Below are 17,172 nucleotides of genomic sequence, written 5' to 3' on the forward strand. Positions count from 1 at the left end.
TTGAGTTGGGTTATCACCATCTCTTGCTGGCTGATGTGTTGCTAAGCCCCATTCTAGCGGCGGCAAGGAACGGCTCGGCGGCATATCGAAAATGGGAAATCCGACGCTCCGCTCGCTGCTTGTTTGTGGCGCGACGTCGGTCTTGCGACGCGCGAAGGGCAACGAGAAGGAGCCGCGGTGGCTAATCGCGCTTTTGGCGCGACGGCCTTTCAAGGTAGTCGCGGTCGCGCTTGCCAACAAGATCGCGAGGATCATCTGGGCGCTCCTCACCAAGGGCGGAAGCTATCGAAATACTGGCGTGGCAAGCGGCGCAGCACGTGCCTGAGCCGAACGACGACCAGAACAGACTGCCCGGCACGTAGCCGGACAGAGGCGCGGTGCATAATTAGACGATGACCCCACGGGAGGAAATCCCGAGGCGAGAGAGGCCGGCGCGACAATGCGCTTAAAGCGCGTCAGATTGATCAGCCCCTCGCATCGCGAACTTCATCGAGGCCAGCGGTCCACGACCGCGCTGAAAGGCCGGACATATGACCGCACCGTTCCCGGAGGACGAAATGTCTAAAAAAGCACTTGCCCGCGGAGCCGTTCCACATATGTCGCGCCTATAATGTTGCCCCGAACGAACCAAGTCGCCACCGGAAAGATCATCGCGGCTCATTCAAAACGCCGTCGCCGCGTCGAGTTCCTCGACTTCATGAACGGCGTTATCGCGGCCTTTCCGGGCCGAAGGCTTCACGTCATCCTCGACAACCTCAACACCCACAAGAAAAACGAGCACTGGCTCAAGGCCCACCCCAACGTGCAATTTCATTTCACGCCGACAAGCGCGTCCTGGCTCAATCAGGTCGAGGTCTGGTTCTCGATCTTGCAGGGGCAGTCACTTAGCGGCTCCTCCTTCACAAGTCTCAAGCAGCTTCAGGAACACATCGATGCCTACGTCAACGCGTACAATGACAAAGCCGAGCCCTTCGTCTGGACCAAGAAAAAGGTTCGTCAACGCCCCTTCAAAGGCCGCCGTATCACTCAGCTCTGATTCCGGGTACTAGGGCCTCGGCGCCATCTGCGAAATAGAGCGGCGGAGCGAACTGCGCCGCGGCAACGCCGACAATGGCCGCCTCGAACCGCTCGGCGAGTTCGCCCGCGACCTGAAGACGCGCCTCGTTGGGCTGATCGAACGCCAGGCTGACCATCACGGTCGCATATGTCATCGGGAGCCTCCGGGCAGTAAGTTGCTGTGGAAATCTAGCCGCGCCGACGCAAGGCAGGATGAGGTAGATCAATTTTCGGCGCCCAGTTGGGAGAAATCTGCCAATCAGACATCCGAACTTGCCTCCGGTCCGGCCTTGGGCGAAATTGCCGCCACGGGACCCCGCCGCGGGAGAATGGGAGCAATAGCTTGTCGCCGAGCCGCGTAACTCATCCGCCAGATGACGCTCGCGGCGAGCATTTCGGCGTCCGGATCGAAGGCTTTGGCGTCGGCAGCTGGGATCTCGATCTCAGGACGCGCGAGCTGGAGTGGTCGGAAACCGCCAGAATGCTGCTCGGCATCGATCGGAATCAACCGGCGAGCTATGAGCTCCTTCTCTCGCGCCTCGGTCCCGCGGACCGCGCGCGCATGGAGAGCGCGATCGAGCATGTCGTCGACCACGGCGGCGGCTTCGACGTATCCTTTAGAGTTTCCAATGCCTCAGGCCTGGGGCGCTGGATTCGCGCCCGGGCAGGTCTCATCCGGGACGACGCCGGTGCCGCCCGCCATCTCAGCGGCATCTTTCTCGACGTCAACGAGGAGAAACGGGTCGAGGAGGAACTGCGCACCCGCGAGACTCACCTCCAGTCGATCCTCCAGACCATTCCCGATGCAATGATCGTCATCGACGGCCACGGCATCATCCAGCTCTTCAGCACGGCGGCCGAGCGCCTGTTCGGCTGGCCCGAGCATGAGGCCATCGGCCAGAACGTCAGCATCCTGATGCCGGAGCCGGACCGCTCGCGCCATGACAACTACATCGCACGCTACCGCACCACCGGAGATCCGCATATCATCGGCATCGGGCGTATCGTGACAGGCAAGCGCCGCGACGGAACCACCTTTCCGATGCACCTGGCGATCGGGGAGATGCAGTCGGGCGCCGAGCCTTATTTCACCGGATTCATCCGCGACCTCACCGAGCATCAACAGACCCAGGCGCGGCTCCAGGAGCTGCAGTCCGAGCTGGTTCACGTCTCGCGGCTGACCGCGATGGGCGAGATGGCCTCTGCGCTCGCCCACGAGCTCAACCAGCCGCTGGCGGCGATCAGCAATTACATGAAGGGCTCGCGACGGCTGCTCGCCGGCTGCACCGACCCCAACACGCCGAAGATCGAAAGCGCGATGGATCGCGCCGCGGAGCAGGCCGTTCGGGCCGGCCAGATCATACGACGACTGCGCGATTTCGTTGCCCGCGGCGAATCCGAGAAGCGGGTCGAAAGCCTGTCCAAGCTGATCGAGGAAGCCGGCGCGCTCGGACTTGCCGGCGCGCGCGAGCAGAACGTGCAGCTCCACTTCAATCTCGATCCGGACGCCGATCTCGTGCTCGCCGACCGGGTGCAGACCCAGCAAGTTCTGGTCAATCTGTTCCGCAACGCGCTGGAAGCGATGGCGCAGTCGCCGCGGCGCGAGCTCGTGGTCGCCAACAGCCGCATCGCCGATGATGTGATCGAAGTGGAGGTGTCCGACACCGGATCCGGCTTCCAGGGTGATGTCATTTCAAACCTGTTTCAGACCTTCTTCACCACCAAGGAGACCGGCATGGGCGTGGGACTGTCCATCAGCCGCTCCATCATCGAGGCTCATGGCGGCCGCATGTCGGCCGAGAGCAACGCATCGGGTGGCGCAACATTCCGCTTCACCCTCCCTGCAGCCGACGAGAACTGATTCATGACAACCAAGGGACATGTCTACGTCATCGATGACGACGAGGCGATGCGGGACTCGCTGAACTTCCTGCTGGATTCCTGCGGCTTCGGCGTCACCCTATTCGACAATGCGCAAGGGTTCCTCGGCGCCCTGCCTGGTCTCGCCGTCGGCTGCGTCGTCTCCGACGTGCGCATGCCGGGCCTCGACGGGATCGAGCTATTGAAGCGGATGAAGGCACAGCAAAGCCCGTTCCCGATCCTGATCATGACCGGCCATGGCGACGTGCCGCTCGCAGTCGAAGCGATGAAGCTTGGTGCGGTCGACTTTCTTGAGAAGCCGTTCGAGGACGACCGCCTCGTCACCATGATCGAAGCCGCGATCCGCCGGGCCGAACCGGTCGCCAAGAACGAGGCCATCTCGCAGGACGTCGCCGCGCGCGTCGCCTCCCTGAGCCCGCGCGAGCGCCAGGTCATGGAAGGGCTGATCGCGGGCCTCTCCAACAAGCTGATCGCCCGCGAATACGAGATCAGCCCGCGCACGATCGAGGTGTACCGAGCCAATGTCATGACCAAGATGCAGGCCAACAGCCTGTCGGAGCTGGTGCGGCTGGCGATGCGCGCCGGCATGCTGAAGGATTGAGGCAGGTCAAGGCACTTGTGCGGGCCTGTGATAGCCACGCAGGCATGATCGAGATCGGCTCGCCCCATCAGCGGCCCCCAGGCGCATCGGCAAAGCCCACCGTCTACGTGGTCGACGATGACGCCGCTGTGCTGGGATCCCTGCGCTTCCTGCTGGAAACCGACGGCTTTGCCGTGCGGACCTTCAGGAGCGCCACGGCGCTGCTCAATGCGACGACCCCACCCGGCGCGGACTGCTACGTGATCGACTACAAGATGCCTGACATCAATGGCATCGAGTTGGCCTGGCGGCTGCGCCAATCCGACGCCGACAGACCCGTGATCCTGATCACCGGCTATCCCGACGGAAATATCTCGGTAAAGGCAGCGGCGGCAGGGATCAAGGACGTGATTTTGAAGCCGCTCCTCGATGAAAACCTGGCGAAATGCATCCGTCACGCCATCCAGGACAGGCGCGGCCACTGACCTACGGGATTCTCCGTAGGTAAACCTCCTTAAGATATCGCTCGAAATTTCCGGATCGCGCGATCCCGCGTACCAATGCACCATCACAACCGAGATGGCGCAGATGCTGACCCAGACGCTCAAGACCCAGGCGATTAAGACCCAAATCGGCGGTAAAATCGCTCCAGCGCGTTCCGTTTCCGAACAGTTCGGCGCGATCGCCGGACATGCCGGCCTCGTTGCCACCGAGTTCTCCTATCGCAAGGACGAGGAGATCTACGGCGAGGACGAGCCCGCCGAATATGTCTATCAGGTCGTCTCCGGCGCGGTGCGCAGCTACAAGCTGCTCTCCGACGGTCGCCGTCAGATCGGCGCGTTCCATCTTCCCGGTGACGTGTTCGGCCTCGAACCCGGCCAGACGCATCGCCTTGCGGCCGAAGCGATTATCGCCACCGGCGCGCGCCTCGTGGAGCGAGCCAGCCTCGAAAGGTCCGCCAGCACCGACGTACAGGTCGCGCGCAAGCTCTGGGCCATGACGGCGGGCGAGCTGCGTCACGCCGAAGATCACATGTTGCTGCTGGGGCGCAAGACGGCGATGGAGCGTGTTGCAACCTTCCTGCTCGAAATGGATCGCCGCCTCGCCGTCGCCGGCATGATGGCACTGCCGATGTGTCGGCGCGATATCGGCGACTATCTCGGCCTCACGCTCGAGACCGTGTCGCGCGCGCTCTCGCAGCTTCACGCAAAGCGCATACTCGGCTTCTCCGGCGCCCGCCAGATCGTACTGCGCAACCGCCAGCGCCTGCACAATCTCGATGCCTGATCGCTTTCACCCGGCCGCGTTTCTGCTCCCCGACTTGGCCCGCCGAACGCATTTCGGCGGGCCTTTCTTGCCGCAATCAAGCCGCGGGCTGCGTTTCCGGCCAAGAGGATCAGAGTTGCCAAAACGTGTGCCAACTGCTGCGGCGGAGTTGAAGCCCAAAACGACCAAACCGGATTCCTATCTCGCACGTCCATTTCGGCGGCGGCACGCCGACGATCATGACGCCCGAGGCCTTCGCGTCGGCGCGCTCCGCTTCTCCTATTTCTTGCTGCCCGACGCCGAAATCGCCGTGGAGATTGATCCGCGTACCCTGACCGAGCCGATCGCGGAGGGTTTGGGCTACAGCGGAGTCAATCGCGCGAGCCTGGGGGTACAGAGCTCCGATCCTGTTGTGGAGTGCGCTATCAACCGCCTGCAGATTTTCGAGCAGACCGCCACGTGCGTTGAGCGCCTGCGACGGGCCGGCGTCGGCTGGCCCAACTTCGATCTTATCTACGGTCTGCCTCCCCTATCAAGATTGGGAGGCGCGCGAACTCGCTTTTGTGGTAGTCAACATCAGGACGCAAGCACTCGGCGCGATGGCACCCAGCGGCACGCCCGGTTGCCACTCGACTACATATATTGCGCGAGCATATGGGACCCTTATCACGGTAGGGACTAAGAAGAGAGCGCGTGCGCCAAGGACTCGTTTTTCCTTCACCCGCGATGCGGGCTTTCGTAGAATGAATGAACAGGAGACCAAACCGGCGGTCGTGCGCGTGAAGTGGACCCCGGAGCGGGGACCATGGATCGCCAAAGTTAAGGTGTGATCCGGCCTGCCTTGTCGTTCAAATCAAGCAGCTTTCTTCTGCTGCTGTTGCGTCTGCTGTGGGTATGTGGGCAACGCGTTTGCGTTGTCCAAGCGAAGCGGCATATCCACAGTCCTCGCCGCCTCGATCCTGTCGATGCCGGCACGCCATGCCGCCATCGGAAACTGGTTATTCATTGCCTGGTGCGGGCGGTGATGATTGTAAAAGCTCATCCATGATCCGATGCCATCTCGCGCTTCGCGTCCGTCGGCATAGGCTTTCAGATGCACTTCCTCGTACTTGATCGAGCGCCACAGCCGTTCGATGAAAATATTGTCCATGAAACGACCGCGTCCGTCCATCGAAATCGCAATGCCTACAGCCTCAAGCCTGCCGGTGAAGGCTGAGCTGGTGAACTGCGCGCCCTGATCCGTGTTGAATATTTTAGGCCGGCCGTGCCGCGCCAGCGCTTCGTCGAGCGCGGCGATGCAAAAGCCCGTATCCATCGTGTTCGACAGACGCCACGCCAGTACCGCCCGGGTAGCCCAGTCGATGATCGCCACCAGATACAGGAATCCCTGCGCCATCGGAATGTAGGTGATGTCGCTGGCCCAGACGTGATTGGGCTCGGTGATGCTGACGCCGCGCAAAAGATATGGATAGATCTTGTGGCCGGGCGCTGCCTTGCTGGTGCCGGGACGCGGGACCAGCGCCTCGATTCCCATCACGCGCATCAGCCTTTGCATGCGCTTGCGGTTGATGCCGTAGCCTGCCTGGTTGAGTTCGAACACCATTCGTCGCGAGCCGTAGAACGGCCACTTCAGATGCAATTCGTCGATCCGTCGCATCATGGCCAGATCGTCGGAGCTGGTCACCGGCTCGGAGCGATAGACGCCCGAACGCGCCAGATTCAGCAGCTCACATTGCCGCCGAACCGACAAATTCTCGCCAGGGCGCTCGACCATCGCCCTGCGCTCGGGGACGGTCATCGCCCGGGCCTCTTGGCCAAGAAATCCCTTTCAACCGTCAACTGGCCAATCTTGGTATATAGCTTCGCCGTCTCACGCTCATGCTCCTCCTCGCCATCTCCCAAAGCCGTCGCGCCACGCACAAACAGGCTCGCCAAATTGTCGAGGACTTGCTTCTTCCAGCCGTAGATCTGGTTCGGGTGAACGCCGTGCCGCTTCGCCAGTTCAGGCACCGTCGCGACCTCGCGCAGGGCCTCCAGGGCAATCTTGGCCTTGAATGCGGCATCGAACTTCTTGCGTGATTTCGTCATATCCGTGCTCCGTCGGTTCAAACAGAGCAGGACGCTTCACACCTTAACGTTTGGTCCTATTTCCGGGGTCCACTTCAACGAGCTGGACGAAGAGTAAACTAACCTGACGTCACAACTGGCACTAAAGTATCTTCCATGCCCTGGAATAGAAGAGAATTGGCACAGCTGGAAAAGCTTTGGGCCGCGGGACAGAGTGCTGCGTAGATCGCGCGTCATCTCGAGTGCAGTCGCAACGCAGTTTGCGGCCAGGCTCGCTCGGTTGGGCCTGACTCGAGGTCACAAGCCACCAACAGCAAAGCCCAAGATTAGACCCGCCCCGAAGCGAGGGCCGGCGGTGAAGGCGGCCGGTCGCGATTGCGTCGGAAAGAAGCTGTCGCAAAAGGCGCTAGATAGTCAGCCTCAGGAAATGAGCAAGCGGCAGCTTTACGCGATGCTAGCTGAGGCAGTCAGGAATACCGCGTAGAACTATCAGGCGCGCCGCGATCTCCCGGGCTATGCGCCGTACTTGGTCCATCCGGACGATTTGCTTGTTGATTTGCGCGCTTTGTGGCTATCCGATGAACAGTGGCGTCGAGAAGAACGTTCGCGGCGGAGGGCTCGATCGTAGGTCAAATCATCCAATCTCAAGAGGCTGGATGCACTGAATTAGAAGAAGAAAGCGTTCTGGTCCTTGAGCCTCGTTTTCGGCTATGCGTTTTTCGGGGAAGCGCCCGGGCGCCGGTGTTTGGAAGATTCTGCGCACGCCGTGCCCGACGGAGTACACGAGCTCGGGTGAACTCCAATATCTGCTACCGACGTGTGGAGAGCTGGACTGGGACTGAGCACGCGGGAAATGATCGAGGTTCGTCCGTGCCCGGGGATGAGACCAGTGGCCGCCCCTCCGACGGCGATCGGCCCTTGTGGTTTAGACGGAGGCGCGAGTTTCCTCGCCGGCTTCGGATCGGCTTGAGCTGACGGCGGAGAGGGAACGGAAGGAGGTGAGGCGGTGAGTAACAGATTCGGCAACGAGTCGATTCGTGAGGTCAGCGCTGCAATTTGATCGGAAATTCGTTTTAACTCAGCCTGCTATGCAGTGATGCTGTGATTGAGCTCCGTTATCTCATCGCTCGCCTTCTGTTGTCCCGATAGAACTTCCGATAGGACCGCCCTGGCGTCGGGTGACAAGCTCAGCCTTGGAGCGACTTCACGGGCCGCCGAGCTCTCGAGATATTGTCGGTCAAAAATAGACTCGTGCAGTGCACAGACACACGAAGACGACCACCACCCACCATAGGTGCCTTGACGATCTGTGCAAAACCGGTGGCAAGTCTGAAGCGGCCGGCTGTTCATTGCATCGATCACTTCTCGCTCGCCTACCCGGCTCATTACTTTTTTCCATACCAACTCGAGAACACACTCACGCCAACAGCCGTGGTGCCGCGCGACGATCGACAATACACTTTCCGCGACTATTCCGATGGCTTGGCGTTAGCTCCTATGCGGCTTAGCGAGCCACGCGACGCTAGACTCGTCGCACGCGGGCCGCTCCTACATCATAGCGCGCGCACCAAGCACTGTTGTCGAGTTGATCGACGACGAGGCGTTTTTGGCACCGTTTTACGACGAGCATTCCCATAAGCATTTATTCGCCCCCGCCCGAATGCGAGCCAGCTTCAATTTCTTGGATCGTACCTTGATCTCCGCAGTTGATGCGAAGAAGACCAACTGTGTCGATGCCATTGCATGAAGGGAAAACTGTCGCCCAAATCGCAAACTCGACCACGTTTACCCTGCCCTCAGACTGCTAGCGAGAGAGTCACCGATAAGCAACGTTTCGCTCCTAGCGACCTTTCCGCCGAGCAATGGGCGCATGAAGGGGTTTGTCGCTCCCGGGGACCATGAACGAGGCCCACCGACGATCCTCGCATTGGTGAAGTTCGACTACGTACCGGGACGTCTCAGAGCCGGCGCAGGATCCCTGGGTCGGTGGGGAATACGCCAGGCAGAAGTCAACCTACCAAACCTTGTCAGTTGATGGAGATTGCGAGGGGGCGTATCAATTTTGATCGATGAACCTCGCACGAGTCAGGTCGTGGAGCAGTTCGAGCTCTAGCAGCGTCAACGGCTCTGGTGGATGTCTCGTTGGCGAACGTCGGAGATTAGCGAAGCGGAGTTGAATCTGGGGCCCCCTCCTGGCCGTGTTGATTCGAGTATCTCGCCTGCAGCAGTTGTTCTCTATCTTCGAGAGGAACGGCTTGCTATCCCACACCGTGTTTCGTCAGCAGATCGGCCGTCACGCAAGCTCCTGGCGACATTTCGGATTACTGTCGGCAAAAAGGAATGCAAAAGACTTCGCTTGCGACCACAAAGTTCGTAAACATAGGATAACAATCGTTGCAGACCTCGGTCCTGGAAAAGTATTGCGATGCTCGCCTTCCTTGGTACAGCATCTATCCAACTGTAGCCCAGTTCTCCACGGTGGTCGGCGCCGAAGCCTCTGAGAAATGGCTGCAGCGCCTGCCGGTTAATGAGTCCGTGTCGCTCTATTTCCACGTTCCGTTCTGTCGATCGATTGGCTGGTATTGCGGCTTCGCTCGAAGCATCACTCGCCGGGATTCACCCATCCTAGAATATTTGGCGTTTCTTCGTAAGGAGATCGAGTTGGTCGCGGCGCAGGTGCCGCAACGGCTGCCTGTGAGCGACGTGCACTTCGGCGGTGGAACGCCGACCCTCATCGAGCCCGCGGAGTTCGGGGCACTGATGGAACTTCTGCGCCGCCGCTTTGCGGTTTCGAAAACGGCCGCCATCGCTGTTGAGATCGACCCGCGCACGTTCACGCTCGCCACATCCGAAGGGTTAGCGGCTGCCGGCGTGAACCGCGCGAGCCTCGGCGTCCAGAGCTTCGATCCAATTGTTCAAACGGCCATCAACCGGGTCCAGAGTGAGGCACAAACAGAGCGCGCTGTCGAAACGCTGCGGCAGCATGGAATATTCCGCATCAACTTCGACCTCATCTACGGTCTGCCAAATCAGACGGTGCAGTCCTGCGTTCAGACCGCGACTACGGCGGTGGCCATGCGACCAGACCGGCTTGCGGAATTCGGCTACGCGCACGTTCCTTCCTTTAAGAAGAATCAGCGCCTGATCGACGAGGCAGCCCTGCCCGTGCAGAACAGGCCGCGGCGATGGCCAATACACTGATTGCTGCGGGCTACCGCCAAATCGGACTCGACCATTTCGCCTTGCCGGACGATGAGCTCGCGCTGGCGCAGAAAGCCGGTCGCCTGCGGCGGAACTCACTGGGTTACTCGGCCGACACCTGCCATAAAGTAATCGGCTTCGGCCCGTCGGCCATCGGCCGCCTTGGCGACGGTTACGTCCAGAACGAAGTTGCAGCGGGTTCTTACAGCGGCCAAATCAAAGCCGGCCGTCTGGCGACGTCAAAGGGCTACTGTCTCAGCCTCGAAGATCGCGTCCGGGCTGCAATCATCGAGCGGCTGATGTGCGATTTCGAGGTCGACGTGCCGGCAATTTGCATTACTCATGGATTTGACCCGGTCCCGTTCCTCGGTTCACCCGAACGCTTGGCAATGCTCGCCGAGGATGGGATCGTGGAGGTGGAAAAGGGATTCATCCGCGTGAGGCAGGAGCATCGTTTTCTAACTCGCGCTGTGGCGGCCGCATTCGATGCTTATCTTGGCACGCCGCTCTGTTAAGACCAGCCAAAGAGCGGTGATCGTATGAATGCATTACCTTCCGTTACGCGCCCAGAAGCCCGGGTAACGAGTTTCGCTCATCTGGTGCACTCACGTACAGCGCCAAATTCGTAAAGGACGCCGTGCGCAGCTGCGCGACGAGAGCCGCCCCGGCCCTACCCGCGAAGACAGCTAGGCGAGTTGCTGCCCGGAGTTGGACGCCCCCGACTGCAACGCTGTCCGCTCAAGCGGCGTGACCGACAACGTTCATCACATCACCGCCATTGCCCGTATGGCCGCGGAGCTCGCCCAGGACGACGACTGGCTGCGGGACGTCGCCAACAAAATGGCGATCGAGGACGGCTTCATCTGGGTCTAACCGCGTCGGAGAAGATGAGATCTAGGCGTTCAGCGACTTGGGTATCGAAAACCTGATCGAGCTCGTCCGGATGTACGAAGATATTTCGACCTGGCTCAAGCGCTGGCAGCCCGGGATACCGCAATCAGCCTGCGGTCTACGCTGGATACGAACTTCCAGCAAAGCGGAGCGCTTCGTGGGTGATGCACGATGGATCCTATTGATGTGGATGGTCGCCGCTCGACCGGGATCGCCACGGACCGCCGCGTGCAATCCAGAGCAGCAACTGGTCGACGCGATGAGCGAAACCAAAGAGCACAAAAGGACCAGCGCCGGCGCGACACGGCACCAACGATAATCGAGCACCACAGTTAGAACCGGATCCCGCGGGATCGAAACCATCGTTTCCTGTAAGAGCCTCGCGCAACCGGGATCGAAGCGACCTTCCCGGATTGTCCCCTCGATGCTGCCATTACCGGAGTTCGTCTCTGACGCCGGGACGGTCTCGCGCCGAGCGGCACGATACCTACGATTCGCACAGCGACGGCCGACGTCCCGCGCCCGGTCAACTACCAGACCTAGCAATTGATGGAGATGACGGACACATGCCAGTCAGTGCCGGTGAAACTCGCTCGGGCCACATCAAGGAAGAAGTCGCGATGCGATATAGTTCCGATCAATCCAATGGAGCTGATGGATGTTCTGTCTGGTCCCGCAGCTATCAAAAGGCCTCCAATCGCGCTCTCCATCTTCCCATGAGAGCCAATCAAGGCCTTGTGCCGGCCTCAGCGAGCTTACGGGCGTCAAAAGATGTTAGCCCTTCTGCCCGCCTGTGCTTCATCCCATGGACCGAGCTGCGGGCGGCGTTTCTCGGGTCAGGCGTGTTGTTATGCGAGCTCAGCTACTGGGTGGCTCTCTGTTGAAGAACATTGCCTTTCCTCGTGGCAGCGGATTTGTCGTGAGAATCCCTCGGCTCCGTGCGTCGGCCGCCAATGCTAGCGAACGCTCACATCGAGCAGGCCACTCTCCGTGTCGATACGGTGCAGCAGATGCTTGCACTGGATTAGCGATCGAGCGGCTGGGTTGCATCGCGCTGGGTACCACCACGTGGGCCAAGCTGCGCCAGCAGTGGTGATAGCGCGGAAGGCTGAGCGGGTCTCGTTGGCATAGAGATGCCGCCTGGCCTCAAGCGTCACCTAGACCGCCTTGAGCACAAGGATCGCGAACCGCTCTAGGCCGTCAGGTGGAAGTTGCACTTTATTCAAATCGATGGACGTGGAAATCACTATGCATCGTTGCGGTATAGCGCCAGTATCCATGCGGGTATACTCGGCTGGCATAGTTGCTTTCATCTCTCGACCAAGTGCGAAGCCAAGAGGGCGTATTCTCCTTTCCGTGATAGCTAGTCTCGCCGGCAGTTCGGCGGCGGCAGAACCTGGTGATATCTCTGTCCCTAGAAGTCACAGTCCCGATGAGCTCGCCGAGGCAAGAAGCCAAACAATCTCGAATCCGGCTGTAACCTTCCGAAGCGGCCGGCCCAAAGGAGCAGCGCGCCTTTCTGGGAACTCGCTGTCAAAAGCAGCTAGGTCTACCACAACGCGCGACAGTGCGGAGGACACCGCCAACAGCAGAAGTCAAAAGCAGATTGCCCCATTCGCAAAATTCGAGAACCTCCGCGAAAAAGGTGCGGCGTTCACTGGGCCTGGTCCTGCGGACACGATAGATCAGGATGCAGCTTCTGTCAGATCCGAGCTTTCGGATCTCGGGATTGGATTCGCTGGCTGGACCCTAAACACGTTTGTCAACAATCAACTCGGTAATGCCGCCAGAAGCACCATCGCCAATCAACAATATGTCGGCCAGAATCCGACATTTAGTACGGTCAACTCTATGATCGTGACCTATGACCTCGCTCGGTTTGGAATTCCCGACGGTCAGATCGTCGTGGGAGCCGAGCATCAATATTGGACATGGAAGAGCGCCGGGCCAGACCGACTGGGAATCAATGCAGTGTCCTACTATCAAACGTTCTTCGACAGGAAGATCGAACTCAAAGTGGGTCACCTCAGGAACCAACATGAGTTTGCGGGTGCCGGAGAAAAAGTTTTTGGACCCTCGTCGAAGATGCTGTTCCAAGCAGGCGTGAGCAACAATTGGGCGCCAACGCCGGCTCTTAATCTGAAGTACAATTTTGACGATCGCTTATATAACAAGCTCTCAATCCAGCGCTCGCTCAGTCCAGCCGGTCAATATACGCATGTAAGCGAAAATCCCACTGGCTTGAACTGGAGCACGCGCGACGCGGGCATTCTTTTACTTGATGAAGTTTGCTATAGGAACAAGCCTACTCCCGGGGTACCCGAGACTTGGCTGCGGGCTGGCGCGGGCTTTAACAACAGCAGCTACACGGACTTACAGCATCCGACGCAACCGACAGCCAAGGCGAACAGCGTCTACTATGTAGCTGCGGATAGGCAATTCTGGCAATCTGCCGTCCACGGCTCGGCATCTCGCGGAATCTATGGCGGGTTCTCTGCGATGTACGCTCCGCCTGACCTAAATAGGGCAAGTCAGTACTACGAGCTTCGCCTGTATGCGAAGGGCCTGTTTGACAGCCGGCCCACTGATCAGATGAGTCTTGTTGTCAACAATACCATCTGGAGCCATTTCGCGGTGGACGCTGCACTGGCGAAAGAGCAGCTGGCGCACCGGGACAGCACAGCAATTTCGGGACTGTATACGGCGCATCTGGCGCCCGGGATATATACAACCGTAGGACTGACGTACATCAATCACCCGACAAGCATTACCTACACGCCGCAAACAGGACACGCCCTGAATATATTGGTATCTACGTCGGTATTCTTCTAGGCTCTCAGGACTGCGCGTGAATTCACGGTCATGTAGTCGATATCACAATCGCCCTTTTCAACGGCTTGGGCCACGCATCACGGCGATTTTGGTATCCGCTGTGCTCCTGGCGCGAAGCCTGGTACCGCGTAAATCGAGCCGTGATATCCAACGTAGCATGCTGTTGGGAATGGTAGGTTGGAGCCTTTGCTGCTTCGTTCTACGAGCGATAGGCCGACGTCGTACTTGCTCAAGAGCTATACCCTCCGGCCGCGGAATGATCTCCGATGCTCATTTGTTCAATCGAGTGCTGAGCTTGCGGCAGCGACATTGCTTTTGGATGGTCGCTCGTGCTGCTCGTCAGACTCGCGTCCGAGCTCGTACTCTGCCATGACAAGCCGAAATCGTGCCCTCGGAGCTTAGTTCACCCCGAAGAGGTGTGGTAAGCGGAACCGCGACACAGATGCCAAAGCTAGCCAGTTAGGGCAATCGCTATATCTGTCCGACGGTCGTGGCGCTGGCCGAAAGGGATGCGCAAGGTCGGCGGAAACGTGCCCCCTTCCGCGGCAAATCGACCGGACGCGGCCGGATGACTTGCGCCACTCCGATGCTGACTCATTTTCGCCGGGTCGAGATGAGCTTTAGCATCTTACTTCAGCAAGGAGGTCGCCTCCCGAGTCTGCGGCGCGTTAGCCCTCCCATCCAATTGCGCGTGGCGTTCTGCTGGGTTCACTTCTCTTCTCAAACATCTATTCGCGCGAACATGCGATAAGAGCAGTGCATTATCGGTGAATTTGCCGAGCCTTGCTAGGCAACCTTCGTGGACGGGTGCTTCGTCGTCTTGAGGCGCGTTACACTGCATCGACCGTCGACGCTGACGGGCGCGTCACCATCGATTGTGGCACGATGAACGACGCGATGCTGGTCACCGTAATCGTTGACCGCATAATGCTGCGTTGCGCGGTTATCCCAGATCGCGACATCGCCTTCTTTCCAGCTCCAGCGTACGGTGTTTTCGGGTGCCGTGATATGAGACTGGAATAGATCAAACAGCTTCTGACCGTCGCGTTTTGGGATATCAATAAACCTTTGCACCAGATCGCCGAGCACCAGCGCGCGCTCGCTGGTCTCGGGATGTACACGGACCACCGGGTGCTCCGTCTCATAGATCGTTTTGGTAAAGACCTCATCAAAATGCTTCTGGTCGATTTCGCGAACACGGCAGGTCCCGGCGTAGTCGAAGGCGTTGCTGTGAACGGTCCAGAGTTCGTCGGCAAGCCGTTGGAGCGGCCGCGGCAGATCCAGATAGGCGGCCACAGCGTTCGACCAAATCGTATCGCCACCGGACGATGGGACCACAATGGCTCGCAGCACCGCAAGTCTAGGATACGCCGCGAGAAAGGTTCCATCGGCGTGCCATACATCAGCCCGGCTACCTCCGCGCGCGGAATCAAGCTCGATGATCGAGGTCGTTCCATTGATCGTACCGAGTGTCGGATGCGGCACCAGCCTTCCCAAACAAGCAGCAAATCGCTCCTGCTCCGCGTCATCAAGATGCCCCTGATCGCGGAAGAAGATCACCTTGTGTTCGAGCAGCAAGCTGTTGATCCCAGCGATGGTTTGGCTCGGTAAATCACCCGAGAGCTTGATATTTCTGATTTCAACACCGATGCGCGCTGCGCGCTTGACGACGTCGGTCAGTGGAATGACACTCTCGGTCGAAGCCGTTTGTTTCATTGCGAATTTTTCCAAACTTTGCGGATTCTTCAAGCGGACAAGGGCGCGTGTGACTCGGTTTCGAAGGCGAGCCTCGCGCTACGGGTACTCTCGAGCAAGCACCATGCCAGTCGGAAAACGGAGCTGTGAACGTCCGTCAGGTACAGGATCGGATTTGAGGCGAACAGTTTGCCAGGAACTCGATGCCACCTCCCACCCTCTTTCCAACGCCACCCCGGCGGCGAAAGGCATAGGGCGCATAATCGACAGGAAATGTACAGCTCGGCACCCGAAGAGAAAGGCCATACGGTCCTCGTGCAACGTCGGGCAGCCAGCTGTGCGTGCTGTTCTCGTCCAGGATGCCGCCCTCCGCTTAACAGTTTGCGGCAATCGGCCAGTCTCGAGCCGCCTCTGCGAACGGGCCATCACCGGCTCTCAAGGTGCCCGGGACCTGCCCTGGCCGTGATCACTACCGAAACATCATCGGCTGGAAATGGAAGAGGAATAGATGACCTTGGAAGAGCTCCAAACGATTGAACTACGGCTTCATCCAGGCGAAAGCCATTGATCCGCGGCACTGGGATCGCGATGTTCTCGATGCACCGACGTCCGAGCACGGTGAGGCAGATGTTCTGCACGGTCCGGCTGGGTTTGCCTAACAAGCCAAAGATATGTCCACTACCAGTCTTTATAGGTGTTTCAATGTTGTCAAAGTAGTTGCCCTCGATCAGTGCTTGCACAGATGGTCCAGCATCCACTGCATGGAAGAATCCGCCACTCTGTTGCGCATTCGTGTTGTGGAAGTAATTGTTAAGGAGATGAATAATAGCCTGCGCACCGTCAATGTGCGGCGCCCGCCCTGAGATCTCATGGAAATAGTTATCTGCGATGGTGATCGTCTGCGGGACACCAAGAAACAGCAGATTCCAATAGTGCTCCCCGTTACAATAGGAGGAATAGGTATCGCTGCCATCGAAGTCGTTCCAGGATATCGTAATATTCGTCGTAGGGCCAAGGCCGCCGGCAATCATCTGCCGCCCGATATTATGAAATCGGTTGTGATCGATCCAAACCAGGTCGGCTCGTGCAATTGCAATAGCATCGCCGGCAAATATCACGCCTTGATTGATATCACTGATGGTCAGGTTGCGAATAACGACGTTGCTGACCCCATTTAGGCGCAGCCCCTTCCCTTTGATTGTAGCGTTCGGGCCAACGCCGATCACCGTCTTGTTTGAGCCAATCTCCAGCGGGCGCTTGCCGGCCCTGTCGAAGCCGACCAATGTCTTCTCCTTGCCATCGCAATGCGCATCGTTGCCATCCATAAGGAGAAGGGACTCACTCTTGTAAGGTGCCGAACAAGCACGGCCATATTGGCAACCCTGCCCCTCGCCTTGCCCTTCCGTCCCGGTAAAGTCTATGGTTCCAGCTAACTGGATCTCGCGCGGACTATTGTCATTGCAGTGCCCGAAGCCGTACGAACGACACAACTCATACTTCAGAGCTTTGGTTGATCTGACCTGAACTACCTCGCCTCCAAGGCCGCCCGTCGCTGCAGAGCCAAAGCCCTTGAGGGCTTCCGATCGCACATTGTTCGATCCGAGCACGGAAGAGACGCCGACGACGACAGCAAGTCCACCGAGCACGCGCAACGACCGCTTGATGTGCTTCATCGTGTCCTTCATAGGCATGTGCTGTCTCTT

General features: G+C 59.0%; 9 protein-coding genes and 6 pseudogenes. 11 read left to right on the forward strand and 4 right to left on the reverse strand.

Features of this window, described 5'->3' with window-relative positions:
- Positions 1-43: 43 nt before the first annotated feature.
- Both IVB23_RS12980 and IVB23_RS12985 read left to right on the forward strand, forming a co-directional pair.
- Positions 44-325: pseudogene (locus tag IVB23_RS12980) on the forward strand (transposase); the annotation flags it as partial.
- A gap of 303 nt (positions 326-628) precedes the next feature.
- Positions 629-1,036: pseudogene (locus IVB23_RS12985) on the forward strand (transposase); the annotation flags it as partial.
- 13 nt (positions 1,037-1,049) lie between these two features.
- Here the strand turns inward: IVB23_RS12985 and IVB23_RS12990 are convergent.
- Positions 1,050-1,211: pseudogene (locus IVB23_RS12990) on the reverse strand (universal stress protein); the annotation flags it as partial.
- Between the two features lie 188 nt (positions 1,212-1,399).
- Here IVB23_RS12990 and fixL point away from each other — a divergent pair.
- The 5 genes and pseudogenes from fixL to IVB23_RS13015 form a co-directional block, all read left to right on the forward strand.
- Complete coding sequence (gene fixL / locus IVB23_RS12995) at positions 1,400-2,917, forward strand: sensor protein FixL (RefSeq protein ID WP_247803816.1); 1,518 nt, start codon at positions 1,400-1,402, stop codon at positions 2,915-2,917.
- A 3-nt stretch (positions 2,918-2,920) separates the two neighbouring features.
- The gene (gene fixJ / locus IVB23_RS13000) at positions 2,921-3,538 is read left to right on the forward strand and encodes a response regulator FixJ (RefSeq protein WP_247803817.1); all 618 of its coding nucleotides are present in this window, start codon (positions 2,921-2,923) and stop codon (positions 3,536-3,538) included.
- A 44-nt stretch (positions 3,539-3,582) separates the two neighbouring features.
- Positions 3,583-4,002 (forward strand): response regulator, encoded by a 420-nt coding sequence (locus tag IVB23_RS13005; protein WP_247803818.1) that lies wholly within the window; start codon positions 3,583-3,585, stop codon positions 4,000-4,002.
- A gap of 103 nt (positions 4,003-4,105) precedes the next feature.
- Complete coding sequence (locus tag IVB23_RS13010) at positions 4,106-4,804, forward strand: helix-turn-helix domain-containing protein (RefSeq protein ID WP_247311252.1); 699 nt, start codon at positions 4,106-4,108, stop codon at positions 4,802-4,804.
- Between the two features lie 170 nt (positions 4,805-4,974).
- Positions 4,975-5,309: pseudogene (locus IVB23_RS13015) on the forward strand (radical SAM protein); the annotation flags it as partial.
- A gap of 471 nt (positions 5,310-5,780) precedes the next feature.
- Here the strand turns inward: IVB23_RS13015 and IVB23_RS13020 are convergent.
- Positions 5,781-6,871 (reverse strand): annotated as a pseudogene (locus IVB23_RS13020) (IS3 family transposase); the annotation flags it as partial.
- Positions 6,872-9,244: 2,373 nt separating this feature from the next.
- Between IVB23_RS13020 and hemN the strand changes: the two are divergent.
- The 4 genes and pseudogenes from hemN (at position 9,245) to IVB23_RS13035 (ending at position 13,774) form a co-directional block, all read left to right on the forward strand.
- Positions 9,245-10,566, forward strand: a pseudogene (gene hemN, locus IVB23_RS13025) (oxygen-independent coproporphyrinogen III oxidase).
- Between the two features lie 232 nt (positions 10,567-10,798).
- Positions 10,799-10,924: a hypothetical protein gene (locus IVB23_RS39340; RefSeq protein WP_256469077.1), complete on the forward strand. Its 126-nt coding sequence runs from the start codon at positions 10,799-10,801 to the stop codon at positions 10,922-10,924.
- 37 nt (positions 10,925-10,961) lie between these two features.
- The gene (locus IVB23_RS13030) at positions 10,962-11,261 is read left to right on the forward strand and encodes a hypothetical protein (protein WP_247803819.1); all 300 of its coding nucleotides are present in this window, start codon (positions 10,962-10,964) and stop codon (positions 11,259-11,261) included.
- 1,037 nt (positions 11,262-12,298) lie between these two features.
- A complete protein-coding gene (locus tag IVB23_RS13035; RefSeq protein WP_247803820.1) occupies positions 12,299-13,774 on the forward strand; it encodes a carbohydrate porin in 1,476 nt (491 codons plus the stop codon).
- Positions 13,775-14,560: 786 nt separating this feature from the next.
- Here the strand turns inward: IVB23_RS13035 and IVB23_RS13040 are convergent.
- Together IVB23_RS13040 and IVB23_RS13045 are read right to left on the reverse strand one after the other, a co-directional pair.
- Positions 14,561-15,490, reverse strand: coding sequence for a TauD/TfdA family dioxygenase (locus IVB23_RS13040; RefSeq protein WP_247448929.1), 930 nt, complete (start codon positions 15,488-15,490; stop codon positions 14,561-14,563).
- A gap of 404 nt (positions 15,491-15,894) precedes the next feature.
- Entirely contained in the window at positions 15,895-17,160 is a 1,266-nt protein-coding gene (locus IVB23_RS13045; RefSeq protein WP_247803821.1) for a right-handed parallel beta-helix repeat-containing protein, read from the reverse strand.
- Positions 17,161-17,172 lie beyond the last annotated feature (12 nt).

This window comes from Bradyrhizobium sp. 191, from assembly GCF_023100985.1.
Taxonomy (GTDB): domain Bacteria; phylum Pseudomonadota; class Alphaproteobacteria; order Rhizobiales; family Xanthobacteraceae; genus Bradyrhizobium; species Bradyrhizobium diversitatis.

What these genes read in the sequence shown, in the direction of transcription:
- fixJ (WP_247803817.1), top strand. Translation starts at nt 2,921, where the DNA reads ATGACAACCAAGGGACATGTCTACGTCATCGATGACGACGAGGCGATG.
- IVB23_RS13005 (WP_247803818.1), top strand. Translation starts at nt 3,583, where the DNA reads ATGATCGAGATCGGCTCGCCCCATCAGCGGCCCCCAGGCGCATCGGCA.
- IVB23_RS13010 (WP_247311252.1), top strand. Translation starts at nt 4,106, where the DNA reads ATGCTGACCCAGACGCTCAAGACCCAGGCGATTAAGACCCAAATCGGC.
- IVB23_RS13040 (WP_247448929.1), bottom strand. Translation starts at nt 15,490, where the DNA reads ATGAAACAAACGGCTTCGACCGAGAGTGTCATTCCACTGACCGACGTC.
- IVB23_RS13045 (WP_247803821.1), bottom strand. Translation starts at nt 17,160, where the DNA reads ATGCCTATGAAGGACACGATGAAGCACATCAAGCGGTCGTTGCGCGTG.